At 61.8% G+C, this 14172-nt stretch carries 20 protein-coding genes; 2 read left to right on the top strand and 18 right to left on the bottom strand.

Annotated features, from left to right (window positions below; all coding sequences use genetic code 11):
• Nucleotides 1-328 precede the first annotated feature (328 nt).
• Nucleotides 329-997, top strand: a complete 669-nt coding sequence (locus FFS09_RS07955) for a cytochrome b/b6 domain-containing protein (protein ID WP_137918330.1) — start codon at nucleotides 329-331, stop codon at nucleotides 995-997.
• Between the two features lie 74 nt (nucleotides 998-1071).
• Nucleotides 1072-1569 (top strand): GNAT family N-acetyltransferase, encoded by a 498-nt coding sequence (locus FFS09_RS07950; protein WP_137918329.1) that lies wholly within the window; start codon nucleotides 1072-1074, stop codon nucleotides 1567-1569.
• A 79-nt stretch (nucleotides 1570-1648) separates the two neighbouring features.
• Here the strand turns inward: FFS09_RS07950 and FFS09_RS07945 are convergent, their stop codons facing one another.
• The 18 genes from FFS09_RS07945 to FFS09_RS07860 all read right to left on the bottom strand — a co-directional run bounded on the left by FFS09_RS07945 (nucleotide 1649) and on the right by FFS09_RS07860 (nucleotide 14164).
• The gene (locus FFS09_RS07945) at nucleotides 1649-2161 is read right to left on the bottom strand and encodes a peroxiredoxin (RefSeq protein ID WP_137918328.1); all 513 of its coding nucleotides are present in this window, start codon (nucleotides 2159-2161) and stop codon (nucleotides 1649-1651) included.
• Nucleotides 2162-2290: 129 nt separating this feature from the next.
• A complete protein-coding gene (gene rpsQ, locus FFS09_RS07940) occupies nucleotides 2291-2560 on the bottom strand; it encodes a 30S ribosomal protein S17 (protein WP_068174632.1) in 270 nt (89 codons plus the stop codon).
• Nucleotides 2561-2569: 9 nt separating this feature from the next.
• Nucleotides 2570-2776: a 50S ribosomal protein L29 gene (gene rpmC, locus FFS09_RS07935; RefSeq protein WP_137918327.1), complete on the bottom strand. Its 207-nt coding sequence runs from the start codon at nucleotides 2774-2776 to the stop codon at nucleotides 2570-2572.
• 16 nt (nucleotides 2777-2792) lie between these two features.
• Nucleotides 2793-3209, bottom strand: coding sequence for a 50S ribosomal protein L16 (gene rplP / locus FFS09_RS07930; protein WP_066272355.1), 417 nt, complete (start codon nucleotides 3207-3209; stop codon nucleotides 2793-2795).
• 2 nt (nucleotides 3210-3211) lie between these two features.
• On the bottom strand, nucleotides 3212-4090 hold the full coding sequence (gene rpsC / locus FFS09_RS07925) for a 30S ribosomal protein S3 (RefSeq protein ID WP_137918326.1): 879 nt from the start codon (nucleotides 4088-4090) through the stop codon (nucleotides 3212-3214).
• A 15-nt stretch (nucleotides 4091-4105) separates the two neighbouring features.
• Entirely contained in the window at nucleotides 4106-4435 is a 330-nt protein-coding gene (rplV, locus tag FFS09_RS07920) for a 50S ribosomal protein L22 (protein ID WP_137918325.1), read from the bottom strand.
• A 9-nt stretch (nucleotides 4436-4444) separates the two neighbouring features.
• Nucleotides 4445-4720: a 30S ribosomal protein S19 gene (rpsS, locus tag FFS09_RS07915; RefSeq protein WP_137918324.1), complete on the bottom strand. Its 276-nt coding sequence runs from the start codon at nucleotides 4718-4720 to the stop codon at nucleotides 4445-4447.
• Nucleotides 4721-4732: 12 nt separating this feature from the next.
• Nucleotides 4733-5557, bottom strand: a complete 825-nt coding sequence (gene rplB / locus FFS09_RS07910; RefSeq protein WP_137918323.1) for a 50S ribosomal protein L2 — start codon at nucleotides 5555-5557, stop codon at nucleotides 4733-4735.
• A gap of 2 nt (nucleotides 5558-5559) precedes the next feature.
• Entirely contained in the window at nucleotides 5560-5874 is a 315-nt protein-coding gene (rplW, locus tag FFS09_RS07905; RefSeq protein WP_068174618.1) for a 50S ribosomal protein L23, read from the bottom strand.
• Entirely contained in the window at nucleotides 5871-6491 is a 621-nt protein-coding gene (gene rplD, locus FFS09_RS07900) for a 50S ribosomal protein L4 (protein WP_066272345.1), read from the bottom strand. The genes rplW and rplD overlap by 4 nt, the downstream gene beginning before the upstream one ends.
• On the bottom strand, nucleotides 6491-7165 hold the full coding sequence (gene rplC, locus FFS09_RS07895; RefSeq protein ID WP_137918338.1) for a 50S ribosomal protein L3: 675 nt from the start codon (nucleotides 7163-7165) through the stop codon (nucleotides 6491-6493). The genes rplD and rplC overlap by 1 nt, the downstream gene beginning before the upstream one ends.
• Before the next feature lie 195 nt (nucleotides 7166-7360).
• Nucleotides 7361-7675, bottom strand: coding sequence for a 30S ribosomal protein S10 (rpsJ, locus tag FFS09_RS07890; protein WP_056266806.1), 315 nt, complete (start codon nucleotides 7673-7675; stop codon nucleotides 7361-7363).
• Nucleotides 7676-7684: 9 nt separating this feature from the next.
• Entirely contained in the window at nucleotides 7685-8875 is a 1191-nt protein-coding gene (tuf, locus tag FFS09_RS07885; RefSeq protein WP_137918322.1) for an elongation factor Tu, read from the bottom strand.
• 107 nt (nucleotides 8876-8982) lie between these two features.
• The gene (gene fusA / locus FFS09_RS07880; RefSeq protein WP_137918321.1) at nucleotides 8983-11085 is read right to left on the bottom strand and encodes an elongation factor G; all 2103 of its coding nucleotides are present in this window, start codon (nucleotides 11083-11085) and stop codon (nucleotides 8983-8985) included.
• A gap of 89 nt (nucleotides 11086-11174) precedes the next feature.
• Nucleotides 11175-11645, bottom strand: a complete 471-nt coding sequence (gene rpsG / locus FFS09_RS07875) for a 30S ribosomal protein S7 (RefSeq protein WP_137918320.1) — start codon at nucleotides 11643-11645, stop codon at nucleotides 11175-11177.
• 156 nt (nucleotides 11646-11801) lie between these two features.
• Nucleotides 11802-12179 (bottom strand): 30S ribosomal protein S12, encoded by a 378-nt coding sequence (gene rpsL, locus FFS09_RS07870; protein WP_068169701.1) that lies wholly within the window; start codon nucleotides 12177-12179, stop codon nucleotides 11802-11804.
• Nucleotides 12180-12314: 135 nt separating this feature from the next.
• Nucleotides 12315-13475, bottom strand: coding sequence for a D-alanyl-D-alanine carboxypeptidase family protein (locus FFS09_RS07865; RefSeq protein ID WP_137918319.1), 1161 nt, complete (start codon nucleotides 13473-13475; stop codon nucleotides 12315-12317).
• A gap of 65 nt (nucleotides 13476-13540) precedes the next feature.
• Complete coding sequence (locus tag FFS09_RS07860; RefSeq protein WP_137918318.1) at nucleotides 13541-14164, bottom strand: alpha/beta hydrolase; 624 nt, start codon at nucleotides 14162-14164, stop codon at nucleotides 13541-13543.
• Nucleotides 14165-14172: the final 8 nt, after the last annotated feature.

The raw sequence follows: 14172 nt of genomic DNA, 5'->3' as shown, positions 1-14172 counted from the left end.
ACCGTCGCGTTCGCCGCGGTTTCCTCCCTCGAGGCTTGTTCAACACCCGCCCTTCATCCTGGCGCATCGTGGTGTGTGAGGCTCGCGGGCAGGTGTCGAACAAACCTAAACGAAAGCGGGCGCCGACAGGCTGCCGAAAGCAAGGGCCAATGCGAGTGGGGCGATTATTTTCATGAAAGCTCCTGAGGAGGTTGTGGGGCGAGACGGCGCAGCCCTTGGGGCCACCCGCACAAGAGTGTAGGTGTGCCGCCAAAGTTCCATGGAACTGTTTTCCGGTATACCTTCTCCATTCCTGCGTCACCCATCCCCTCCCCCACGTTCAATCACCATGCACACCATCCGCGTCTGGGACCTGCCCACCCGTCTGTTCCATTGGCTGCTTGCCGCCTGCGTCATCGGTCTGATCGTCACCGGCAGCGTTGGCGGCAACTGGATGAACTGGCATCTGCGCCTGGGCTATGCCGTCTTGACCCTGCTGCTGTTCCGCCTGATCTGGGGTTTCATCGGCGGCCATTGGTCGCGCTTCGCCAACTTCACCTACGCTCCCTCGTCGCTGTGGGCCCATCTCAGGGGACGGGCCCGACCCGAGCACCAGGTCGGTCACAGCCCGTTGGGGGCGCTCTCGGTGTTCGCGCTGTTGCTGATCCTGTTGGCACAAGTCGGCACAGGCCTCATGAGCGACGACGAAATCGCCTTCTTTGGGCCACTGGTGCGCTTCGTCTCCGGTGAGACCGTGTCCCTCGCCACCTGGTACCACAAGAACGTTGGCAAGTTCATCGTGTTCGCGCTCGTGGGCCTGCATTTGCTGGCCGTCGCTTATTACAAGTGGGGCAAGAAGCAAGGCCTGGTGCGGCCCATGGTCGTCGGGGACAAGCAGGTGCCCGTGCAGGTCCCGAGCGCGCGCGACACCGCCGTCACGCGCCTGCTGGCGCTGGTGCTGTTGGGCCTGTGCGCAGCAGCGGTCGGCTGGGTCGTGAGCCTGGGCAACGCATTCTGAATGCATGTCGACGCGGCTGTCGTATAGTGACAGCCACGCCACTGCCTGGGCTGCATGCCCGCTCTCTCGCCACCATGAACGACACCGGAGCCGCCGTGATCTCGCTGAGACCGGCCCAGTTTCCCGACGACGTACAGACCGTGCGCCAGCTGTTCCTGGACTACCAGGCCGGCCTGGACATCGACCTGTGCTTCCAGGGCTTCGAAGCCGAACTGGCCGAACTCCCTGGCGCCTACGCCGCACCCGCTGGCGCGCTGCTGCTGGCCTATGTGGACGGTGAGCCCGCCGGTTGCTGCGCGATGCGCCCGCTCTACAACACCGACCACCTCAACGCCTGCGAGATGAAGCGCCTGTTCGTGCGCCCCGCCTTCCGCGGCTTCGGCCTGGGCCGGCTGCTGGTGGAGCGCATCCTGACGGACGGCCAACTCGGCGGCTACACGACCATGCTGCTCGACACCCTGAGCGACATGGAAACCGCGCGCGCGCTGTACCAGGAGATGGGTTTCGTCGAGGTCGCGCCGTACTACCACAACCCGATTCCCGGGGCTCACTACCTCAAGGTCGATCTCTGATCCCACAATGCCTGCCGCATGGCGCCCGACAAAAAGCCGCCAGGTGTTGCCACCGGCGGCTTTTTCACTCCTTGGGGAATCAGACGCCGGCTTTGGCCTGACCCAACAAGGTACCTGCGTCGCTCACCTCAAACTTGCCTGGGGCTTCCACGTTCAAGGACTTGACCACACCGTCCTTGATCAGCATCGAATACCGGTTGCTCCGCAAACCCATGCCGCGGCCCGTCAGATCCAGCGTCAAACCCGTCGCCTTGGCGAAATCGGCGCTGCCATCGGCCAGCATGCGCACCTTGTCGCCCGTCTTCTGGTCGCGTGCCCAGGCCCCCATCACGAAGGCGTCGTTCACGCTCAGGCACCAGATCTCATCCACACCCGCCGCCTTGAGGTCGGCAGCGTGTTGCACATAACCCGGCACGTGCTTGGCGGAACAGGTCGGCGTGAACGCACCCGGCAGCGCGAACACCGCAATCGTCTTGCCTGCGGACACCTTCTGCACGTCCACCGGATTCGGGCCGATGCTGCAACCATTGCCCTCGACTTCGCTGTATTCCATCAGCGTGGCCGCCGGAATCTTGTCACCCACTTTGATCATGCTGTGCTCCTAGTTGTGTGGCCTGCAGGCCGTGGCTGAAAGGCCCTTTGTATCGGACCCCTGAAAAAGAAAAAGCGACCGAATTGTCGGTCGCTTTTCGAATTCGCGCCGCGAACGGCGCAATGAGGCTCAGACCAGCGCGGCCTTTTGCACCAGGCGCGTGGCGACCCAGTTCTTGGTCTTGGACAGCGGACGGCTTTCGGTGATCTCAATCACGTCGCCCGTCTTGTACTCGCCATTTTCGTCGTGCGCGTGGTACTTGCTCGACTTCGCCACGATCTTGTCGTACAGCTCGTGCTTCACACGGCGCTCCACCAGGACCGTCACGGTCTTGGCGCGCTTGTCGCTGACCACCTTGCCAACCAAGGTGCGCTTGAGGGATGTTTTAGCTTCCGTCATGGTCACTCCTTATTTGGCCGCGGCTGCGGCACGCTGCTTCTCGGCCAGGATGGTCTTGGCACGAGCGATCGCACGGCGGGTGTCACCCAGCGTGGCGTTGTTGTTCAGTTGTTGCGTGGCTTTTTGCATGCGCAGGCCGAAGTGGGCCTTTTGCAGCGACTTCACTTCGGCTTCGAGGCCGGCCACATCCTTTTGGCGCAGTTCAGTAGTTTTCATCTTGTGTTCTCCTGAATCACTGACCCAGCATGCGCGTCACGAACGTGGTGCGCAGCGGAAGTTTGGCGGCGGCCAGCGTGAACGCCTCACGCGCCAGTTGTTCTGGCACACCCACGATCTCGTAGAGCACTTTGCCGGGCTGAATTTCGGCCACGTAGTACTCCACCGAGCCCTTGCCGTTGCCCATACGGACTTCGGCGGGCTTGTTGGAGATCGGCTTGTCCGGGAACACGCGAATCCAGATGCGGCCGCCACGCTTCACGTGACGGGAGATCGCACGGCGTGCGGCCTCGATCTGGCGAGCCGTCAGACGACCGCGGTCGGTCGACTTCAGGCCGAAGTCGCCGAACGCGACGGTGGCGCCACTGGTGGCAACGCCGGTATTGCGGCCTTTTTGTTCTTTACGGAACTTGCGGCGAGCAGGTTGCAACATAGTTATTCTCCTTTGCCGTCCGCAGCTGCAGATGCGGGCGCGGCGTCTTTGCGAACGCGCTTAACGGCGGGTTTGGTTTCGGTGCCAGCGGTGGCTTCGGCAGGCTTGTCGCTGCCATCGGCCGGAGCGGCATTGGCGCCAGGGCGGCGAACCGCAGCGCGGGCAGGAGGACCTGCCGGACGCTCGCGGCGCGGACCACGCGGACGACGCTCTTCTTCCACACGCGGCTCAGCGACCACGGGCGCATCGTTGCGGCCCAGGGTGTCGCCCTTGTAGACCCAGACCTTGACACCGATGATGCCGTAAGTGGTCTTGGCTTCGGACGTGCCGTAGTCGATGTCGGCGCGCAGGGTGTGAAGCGGCACGCGGCCTTCGCGGTACCACTCGCAACGAGCGATTTCAATACCGTTGAGACGACCCGACGACATGATCTTGATGCCTTGTGCGCCAAGACGCATTGCGTTCTGCATCGCACGCTTCATGGCGCGGCGGAACATGATGCGCTTCTCGAGCTGCTGCGTGATGCTGTCGGCGATCAGCTTGGCATCGATTTCGGGCTTGCGCACTTCTTCGATGTTGACCGCAACCGGCACGCCCAACTTGGCAGCCAGTTCCTTCTTCAGCTTCTCGATGTCTTCGCCCTTCTTGCCGATCACCACGCCCGGACGTGCCGAGTAAATGGTGATGCGGGCGTTCTTGGCAGGACGCTCGATAACGACGCGCGAAACGGCGGCGTTCTTCAGCTTGCCCTTGAGGTACTCGCGCACCTTGACGTCTTCGGCGAGCATGCCGGCGAAGTCACGGTTGCTGGCGTACCAGCGGCTGGCCCAGTTGCGGGAAACTGCGAGGCGGAACCCGGTGGGGTTGATTTTTTGTCCCATATTCCTGTGACCTCTTCAGTTGCCAACCGTCACGTAGATGTGACACGTGGGTTTGCTGATGCGGTTGCCACGGCCTTTGGCGCGGGCCGAGAAACGCTTGAGCGTGGTGCCTTGTTCGACGTAGATGGTCTTGACCTTCAGTTCGTCGATGTCGGCGCCATCGTTGTGTTCAGCGTTGGCGATGGCGGACTCAAGAGCTTTCTTGACGATGCCAGCGGCCTTCTTCTGCGTGAACGCCAGGATGTTGAGGGCCTGGTCGACCTTCTTGCCACGAATCAGGTCAGCAACCAGTCGGCCTTTGTCGACCGAGAGGCGAACGCCTCGAACGATTGAACGGGTTTCCATGGTTAGTCCTTACTTCTTCGCTTTTTTGTCGGCCGGGTGGCCCTTGAACGTGCGCGTCAGCGAAAACTCGCCGAGCTTGTGTCCCACCATCTGATCGGTGATGTACACGGGCACGTGCTGCTTGCCGTTGTGCACGGCGATGGTCAAGCCGATGAAATCGGGCAGAACCATCGAGCGGCGCGACCAGGTCTTGACGGGCTTTTTGTCCTTGGTGGCTTGGGCTTTTTCAACCTTGGCCATCAAGTGGTGGTCGACAAATGGACCTTTTTTGAGTGAGCGAGTCATGTTGTCAACCCTTTACTTCTTGCGACGCGAGACGATCATCGACTGCGTGCGGCGGTTGTTGCGGGTGCGATAGCCCTTGGTCAGGTTGCCCCACGGATCCACCGGAGCGCGGCCTTCGCCGGTCTTGCCTTCACCACCACCGTGCGGGTGGTCGATCGGGTTCATCGCGGTACCGCGAACGGTCGGGCGGATGCCCATGTGGCGCTTCACACCGGCCTTGCCGAGTTGGCGCAGGCTGTGTTCCTGGTTGGACACTTCGCCGATGGTGGCGCGGCAATCCACATGGACCTTGCGCACTTCGCCAGAGCGCATGCGCACCTGGGCGTAGATGCCTTCACGGGCCAGCAGCACGGCCGAGGCGCCAGCGGAACGGGCGATTTGCGCGCCCTTGCCGACCTGCAGCTCGATGCAGTGGATGGTCGAACCGACCGGGATGTTGCGGATTGGCAGGGTGTTGCCCACGCGAATCGGCGACTCCGAACCAGACAGCAGGGTCGCGCCCACTTCAACGCCACGGGGGGCGATGATGTAGCGGCGCTCGCCATCGGCGTAGCACATCAGTGCGATGTGTGCCGTGCGGTTCGGGTCGTACTCGATCCGCTCGACCTTGGCAGGAATACCGTCCTTGTCACGGCGGAAATCGACCACGCGGTAGTGGTGCTTGTGACCACCGCCCTTGTGACGGGTGGTGATGTGACCGTTGTTGTTGCGGCCAGCCTTCTGGAACTGAGGTTCCAGCAGCGGCGCAAAACCCGCACCCTTGTGCAACTGGTCACGCGTGACCTTCACCATGCCGCGACGGCCTGGTGAAGTCGGTTTCATCTTGATGACTGCCATGATTAAACGCCCTCCCCGCCGAAGTTCAGCTCTTGACCCGGCATCAGCGTCACGTAGGCCTTGCGGACGTGGTCGCGACGACCAACGGTCTTGCCAAAGCGCTTGGACTTGCCCTTCTGGTTGAGCACGGAAACGCCCTTGACCTGCACCTTGAACATCAGTTCAACGGCGGCCTTGATCTCGGGCTTGGAGGCATCGCGCAACACCTTGAACATCACGGCGTTGGTTTGCTCGGCGACCTGGGTGGCCTTCTCGGACACGATCGGTGCCACGAGGACCTGCATCAGGCGACCTTCGTCGTATTTTGTGACGCTCATGCGAACATCTCCTTGAGCTGGTCGATCGCCGCCTTGGTGACGATGACCTTCTTGTAATGCACCAGCGACAGCGGATCGGCGTAACGCGGCTCGACCACCAGCACGTTGGGCAGGTTGCGCGAAGCCAGGTACAGGTTCTCGTCGACTTCCTCGGCGATCACCAGAACCGATTGCAGGTTCATGGCCTTGAACTTGTCGGCCAGCTGCTTGGTCTTGGGCGAATCCACCTTCATGGAGTCGACCACGGCCAGACGGCCTTCACGCACCAGTTGCGAGAAGATCGACGCCATACCGGCGCGGTACATCTTCTTGTTGAGCTTCTGGGTGAAATTCTCGTCGGGGCTGTTCGGGAAAATGCGACCGCCTCCGCGCCACAGCGGGGAAGACGTCATACCGGCGCGAGCGCGACCGGTGCCTTTTTGCTTGAACGGCTTCTTGGTCGAGTGCTTGACCATCTGACGGTCTTTTTGCGCACGCGTACCTTGACGGGCATTTGCCTGGTAAGCCACCACGAGTTGGTGGATCAGGGCTTCGTTGTAGTCGCGACCAAACACGGTCTCAGGCACATCCACGTTGGACGAGGCCTGGCCTTGGTCGTTCAGGAGTTCAACTTGCATCAGTTTGCTCCCTTGCCGGATTTGGCCTTGATGGCGGGACGCACGGTCACGAAACCGCCGTTGGAGCCAGGAACGGCACCACGAATCATGAGCAGCTGACGGGTTTCGTCCACACGCACGATGTCGAGGTTCTGAATGGTCTTGGTCACATCGCCCATGTGCCCGGTCATCTTCTTACCGGGGAACACGCGACCCGGATCCTGGGCCATGGAGATGGAGCCCGGCACGTTGTGCGAACGGCTGTTGCCGTGCGACGCGCGCTGCGAGCTGAAGTTGTGGCGCTTGATGGTGCCGGCGAAGCCTTTACCGATTGAAGTACCTTGCACGTCCACCTTCTGACCCGCCGCGAAGATCGCGTTGGGGGCCACCACGGCACCGGGCTGGTACTGGGCAGCGACGTCGGAGGCGACGCGGAATTCCTGGATGATTTCACCCGCTTCAACACCGGCCTTCGCCAGGTGGCCCGCTTCGGGCTTGGTCACGCGGGAGGCACGGCGGGCACCAAAGGTGACCTGCAGCGCATCGTAGCCGTCATGGGCCAGGGTTTTGACCTGTGTCACACGGTTGTTAGACACATCGACCACCGTGACAGGCACTGCGTCCCCATCATCGGTGAACAGACGCATCATGCCCACCTTGCGACCCAACAACCCGAGGGAGTTGCTAAGACTCATTGTTTTCTCCGTTCCCGACTTCAATTGGCCGGGGCTGATGGTGCGGAACCGAGGTTCCGCGCTAAGGGCCGAAGACTGAAGTCCACGGCACCACGAAATCTCCGACCAGAAGTCGGAAAGCCCGCCAGTATACCCGGCGGGCCTCTTCTCTGCAAGCGCAGCTGGGGAATTAGCCGGCCGCGCTCAAGCTGAGGGTTACTGCAGCTTGATTTCGACGTCCACGCCTGCCGGCAGGTCGAGCTTCATCAAGGCGTCAACCGTCTTGTCGGTCGGGTCCACGATGTCCATCAGACGCTGGTGCGTGCGGATCTCGAGCTGGTCGCGGCTGGTCTTGTTGACGTGCGGGGAGCGCAGGATGTCGAAGCGCTTCATGCGGGTCGGCAGGGGCACGGGGCCCTTGACGATCGCGCCGGTGCGCTTGGCGGTGTCAACGATCTCGGCGGCCGAACTGTCAATCAACTTGTAGTCGAAGGCCTTGAGGCGGATGCGGATTTTTTGCTTGGTGGACATGCCCGCTCCTTACGCGATGATTTTTGCAACGACGCCGGCGCCGACGGTGCGACCGCCTTCGCGGATGGCAAAGCGCAGGCCTTCTTCCATGGCGATCGGGGCGATCAGCTTGACCGTGATCGACACGTTGTCACCCGGCATCACCATTTCCTTGCCTTCGGGCAGCTCGATCGAGCCGGTCACGTCGGTCGTGCGGAAGTAGAACTGCGGACGGTAGTTGTTGAAGAACGGCGTGTGACGGCCACCTTCGTCCTTGGACAGCACGTACACCTCACCGGTGAAGTGCGTGTGCGGCTTGATCGAGCCGGGCTTGCACAGCACCTGGCCGCGCTGCACGTCTTCGCGCTTGGTGCCGCGCAGCAGGATACCGACGTTGTCGCCAGCCTGGCCCTGGTCCAGCAGCTTGCGGAACATTTCCACGCCCGTGCAGGTGGTCTTCTGGGTGGTGGAGATACCGACAATTTCGATTTCCTCACCAACCTTGACAATACCGCGCTCGATACGGCCGGTCACCACGGTGCCGCGACCCGAGATGGAGAACACGTCTTCCACAGGCATCAGGAAGGCACCGTCCACCGCGCGCTCGGGCGTGGGGATGTAGGTGTCCAGCGCGTCGGCCAGCTTCATGATGGCTTCTTCACCCAGCTTGCCCTTGTCGCCTTCGAGGGCGAGCTTGGCCGAGCCGTGGATGATGGGGGTGGCGTCGCCCGGGAAGTCGTACTTGTCCAGGAGTTCGCGCACTTCCATTTCGACAAGCTCAAGCAGCTCGGCGTCGTCGACCATGTCGCACTTGTTCAGGAACACGATGATGTAAGGCACGCCGACCTGACGGGCCAGCAGGATGTGCTCACGGGTCTGGGGCATGGGGCCGTCAGCGGCCGAGCACACCAGAATGGCGCCGTCCATCTGGGCGGCACCGGTGATCATGTTCTTGACGTAGTCGGCGTGACCAGGGCAGTCCACGTGGGCGTAGTGGCGGTTGGCCGTTTCGTATTCCACGTGCGCGGTGTTGATGGTGATGCCGCGGGCCTTTTCTTCGGGCGCCGCATCGATCTGGTCGTAGGCCTTGGCTGCACCGCCGAACTTGGCCGCCAGCACCGTCGTGATCGCCGCCGTCAGCGTCGTCTTGCCATGGTCAACGTGACCAATCGTGCCCACGTTCACGTGCGGCTTGGTCCGCTCAAATTTCTCTTTTGCCATTTTTCAATTCCTAAAGAACAAACCCGTGTCACGGTTTAAGGTCTGCACCACACTGCTGGATCGCCCCGCACGGGGACAGGGCGGCGCGTGGTCGCAGACCGGCTTATTTACTTGGCGCGTGCAGCCACGATGGCTTCGGCCACGTTGCGCGGCGCTTCGGAGTAGTGCTTGAACTCCATCGTGTACGTGGCACGACCTTGCGACATCGAGCGCAACGTGGTCGAGTAGCCGAACATTTCGGACAGGGGCACTTCTGCCTTGATGGCCTTGCCGCCACCGACCATGTCTTCCATGCCCTGCACCATGCCGCGGCGGCTGGACAAATCGCCCATCACGTTGCCGGCGTAATCTTCAGGCGTTTCCACTTCCACGGCCATCATGGGCTCCAGGATGACCGGGCTGGCCTTCTTGCAACCTTCCTTGAAGCCGAAGATGGCAGCCATCTTGAACGCCATTTCCGACGAGTCCACGTCGTGGTACGAGCCGAAGTGCAGCGTGACCTTGACGTCCACCACAGGGAAGCCAGCCAGCACGCCAGCGTTGAGAGCTTCGATCACGCCCTTTTCCACCGCCGGGATGTACTCGCGCGGCACCACACCGCCCTTGATGGCGTCGACGAATTCGAAGCCCTTACCGGCCTCATTGGGCTCAACCTTGAACACGACGTGGCCGTACTGGCCCTTGCCGCCAGACTGGCGCACGAACTTGCCTTCGGCATCCTCCACCGTTTTGCGGATCGTTTCGCGGTAAGCCACCTGGGGTTTGCCCACGTTGGCCTCCACACCGAATTCGCGCTTCATGCGGTCGACGATGATTTCCAGGTGCAGCTCGCCCATGCCGGAAATGATGGTCTGGCCGGACTCTTCGTCGGTTTTGACACGGAACGAAGGATCTTCAGAGGCCAGGCGCTGCAGTGCAATGCCCATCTTTTCCTGGTCGACCTTGGTCTTGGGTTCCACGGCCTGCGCAATCACAGGCTCGGGGAAGACCATGCGCTCAAGCATGATGATGGCGTCCGGATCGCACAGGGTTTCACCCGTCGTGACGTCCTTCAGGCCCACGCAGGCTGCGATGTCGCCGGCGCGGATTTCTTCCACTTCCAGACGGTTGTTGGCGTGCATCTGCACGATACGGCCGATGCGTTCTTTTTTCCCCTTGACAGGGTTGTAAACCGAGTCGCCCTTCTTGAGCACGCCGGAGTACACGCGCACGAACGTGAGCTGCCCCACGTACGGGTCGGTCATCAGCTTGAACGCCAGAGCGGACAGCTTCTCGTCGTCGGCAGCCCTGCGCGAGGTAGGCGCTTCGTTGTCATCGGTGCCGCCGACCGGTGGAATGTCCACCGGCGAAGGCAGGAAGTCGATCACGGCGTCGAGCATGCGCTGCACGCCCTTGTTCTTGAAGGCGGTGCCGCACAGCATCGGCTGGATTTCGGTGGCCAGCGTGCGCGCACGGATGCCTTGCTTGATCTCAGCTTCCGTCAGGTCGCCTTCTTCAAGGTACTTGTTCATCAGCTCTTCGCTGGACTCAGCGGCGGCCTCGAGCATCTTCTCGCGCCATTCCTTGGCTTGCGCCTGCAGTTCGGCCGGGATCTCCTGAAACTCGAACTTCATGCCCTGGGATGCTTCGTCCCAGATGATCGCCTTCATCTTGATGAGGTCGACCACGCCCTTGAAGTTGTCTTCGGCGCCGATAGGGATCACGATCGCCACCGGGTTGGCCTTCAGGCGCAGCTTCATCTGGTCATAGACCTTGAAGAAGTTGGCGCCGGTGCGGTCCATCTTGTTCACGAAGGCCAGACGCGGCACCTTGTACTTGTTGGCCTGACGCCAGACGGTTTCCGACTGCGGCTGCACACCACCCACGGCGCAATACACCATGCAGGCGCCGTCCAGCACGCGCATGGAACGTTCCACCTCGATGGTGAAGTCCACGTGGCCGGGGGTGTCGATGATGTTGAAGCGGTGCTCGGGGTAGGACAGGTCCATGCCCTTCCAGAAGCAGGTGGTGGCGGCAGACGTGATCGTGATACCACGCTCCTGCTCCTGCTCCATCCAGTCCATGGTGGCAGCGCCATCGTGAACTTCGCCGATCTTGTGGTTCACACCGGTGTAGAACAGGATGCGTTCGGTGGTGGTGGTCTTGCCGGCATCGATGTGCGCGGAAATACCGATGTTGCGATAACGCTCAAGGGGCGTGGTGCGGGACATGGAAATACTCCGAAAAGGGATCGAGCCCGCCACCCTGGAAGGGAATGCGGGCTCTCGGTTCTGGATGCTCTATCGAGCGGTGGCCGGGATCAGAAGCGGAAGTGGCTGAACGCCTTGTTGGCTTCGGCCATGCGGTGCACTTCATCACGCCGCTTCATGGCGCCGCCTCGGCCTTCGGTGGCCTCGATCAACTCATTGGCCAGGCGCAAGGCCATGGACTTCTCGCTGCGCTTGCGGGCAGCTTCCTTGATCCAGCGCATGGACAGGGCCAGACGACGCACGGGACGGACTTCAACCGGCACCTGGTAGTTGGCACCGCCCACGCGGCGGGACTTCACTTCCACCATGGGCTTGACGTTGTTGATCGCGACCGAGAAGATTTCGACCGGATCTTTGCCGCTCTTCTTCTCGATCTGCTCGAGCGCGCCATAAATGATGCGCTCAGCGACTGCTTTCTTGCCGCCTTCCATGATCACGTTCATGAACTTGGAGAGCTCGACATTGCCGAACTTGGGATCCGGCAGGATTTCACGTTTAGGGACTTCGCGACGACGTGGCATTTTTTCACCTCATATTGCTTCAGTTGGCACCTTTTCAGGGGCCGCGAGAGCCATGCAAAGCTCTCACTTACTCGACCCGCACGGACAATTCCGTGTTGTGGGCCACTGCGCTTGAACCACCTGCCAGGCGGCACAAACACCGGAAATTTCGAACGATCAGGCCTTCTTGGGGCGCTTGGCACCGTACTTGGAGCGCGACTGCTTGCGGTCTTTCACGCCTTGCAAGTCGAGCGAACCGCGCACGATGTGGTAACGCACACCGGGCAAGTCCTTGACACGACCACCGCGGACCAGCACGACGCTGTGTTCCTGGAGGTTGTGGCCTTCACCGCCGATGTAGGAAATGACCTCAAAACCGTTGGTCAGGCGCACCTTGGCGACTTTACGCAGAGCGGAGTTGGGCTTCTTGGGAGTCGTGGTGTACACACGGGTGCACACACCGCGACGCTGCGGAGAGTTTTCCATGGCCGGGCTCTTGGACTTGGTCTTTTCGACCTCCCGGCCGTGGCGCACGAGTTGATTGATGGTTGGCATTAAAACGTCCCTAAACGTTTGAAAAAAGCGAAAACGAAAACTCCTCGGAAGATTCCGAAAAGCCCTCTACTGTAGCACGCGGCCGAACTCAGGACAATCGCGAACCCGGCCGCCGCCATGCAGGCGAGGCAGGAATCACTGAATCCAGAGGCGGATGGCGTCCCAAGCACGGCCCAAGATGCCGCTTTCCTCAACCGTTTCCAGCACGGTGAGGGGGATTTCGGCGACTGGCGCGCCATTGGCCAGGGTCACACGCAATGTGCCCACGGATTGGCCGCGCAACAGCGGGGCGACCAGTGGCTCAGGACGGGTCACCTCGGACTTGAGTTTGGCACCCTCACCCGCCGGGACCGACACCACAACGCCCTCGGCGCGGCCCAGGCGCACCTGCTCGGCCTTGCCCTTCCAGATTCGGGGGGTGGCCACCGGCTGCCCCACGGGGATGAGCCTTACCGCATCGAACGCCGTGTAACCCCAGTTGAGGAGCTTTTGACTTTCGGCCGCCCTTGCGTTTTCGCTGGATGCACCCAGCAGCACGCTGACCAGGCGCCGCTGGCCTTGTGCGCCCTCGCCCAATCCGGGTACCTGGCGGCGCGCCGTGGCGACCAGGCAGTAGCCCGCGGCGCTGGTGTGACCGGTTTTCAAGCCGTCCACGCTGGGGTCACGGAACAGCAACAGGTTGCGATTGGTGTCGTTGGCCGCTGGCGTGCCAGGGTAGCGGTAACGCTGGATGGAGTAGTACGGCACGTACTGAGGGAAGTCCACCATCAGTCGCGTGGCCAGCGTGGCCAGGTCGCGCGCCGTGGTTGTGTGTCCAGCTTCAGTCAAGCCCTCGACGTTGCGATAGCTCGTGGCTGCCATGCCCAGGGCTTTGGCCTGTTCGTTCATGAGTTGCACGAACCGCTCGACCGAGCCTGCGACGCCTTCGGCCAAGGCCACTGTCGCGTCGTTGCCCGACTGCACGATCATTCCCTTGATCAGGTCTTCAACCGGCACCTGCATCTTGGGGTCGATGAACATGCGAGATCCGGGCATTTTCCAGGCGCGCTCGCTGACACCGAAGGTCTGCGTGAGACTTATCTTGCCGGACTTGAGCGCATCGAAGACCAGGTAGGCGGACATGAGCTTGGTCAACGAAGCGGGCTCGACGGCCTGGTCCGGGTTCTTGGACGCGAGGACCTGACCCGACGTGACATCAAGCAGGAGATAGGCTCGCGCAGCCACTTCTGGGGCCACCGGCATCTGAGCCAGAGCGGGCAACGCCACACCCAGGGCAACGCCCCATGACAACACCATCCGAGAGAAAAATCGACGCAACAGAATCAAGTCCTTCAATTAAAAAACGGAGCGCTTGCGCGCAGTCAGGCTTGCAGGTGACGCAATGCCAGATCCCGCAACAACGGTAGCTGTCCATGGAAAAAATGCCCCCCGCCAGGCACCACCAACACGGGCAGCGACTGGGGGCGCGCCCAGTCCATGACCGCCGATAGAGGGACCGTGTCATCCTGCTCGCCGTGAATGACCAAGCTACGGCCATGGAGTTCCGCGGGGATGGGTGCCACATCAAACCGGCTGGCTGCGGTGCCCACCAGCACGACGCGATCGATGCTGCGCGCCGCATGCAGCCGGGCAACAGCGTGGCTGGTGACAAATGCGCCAAACGAAAAACCGCAGAGGCACAGCGGGCCCGAGGGCGCCTGGGCGGCCGTCACCGCAAGCAGGTCATCCAGCTCGCCCCGACCTTCGTCATACACACCCTCGCTCTGACCCACACCACGGAAATTGAAACGCACAGCAACCCAACCGCTCTGCACGCAGGCTCGCGCCAGCGTCTGGACCACTTTGTTGGTGAACGTGCCACCGTGCAAGGGATGGGGGTGGGCGATCACTGCCGTGCCGTGGACCTCGCCAGAAGGGCGGTCGATCGCGACTTCCAGTGAGCCCACAGGGCCCGCCACGCTGAGAAATTCGGTCTGCGCGTTCATGGGCGCCG

Source organism: Hydrogenophaga sp. 2FB, from assembly GCF_005503365.1.
In the GTDB taxonomy this organism is placed as follows: domain Bacteria; phylum Pseudomonadota; class Gammaproteobacteria; order Burkholderiales; family Burkholderiaceae_C; genus Hydrogenophaga.
The sequence above is the reverse complement of the archived record's forward strand: the minus strand, read 5'-3'. Positions and strand labels throughout refer to the sequence as shown.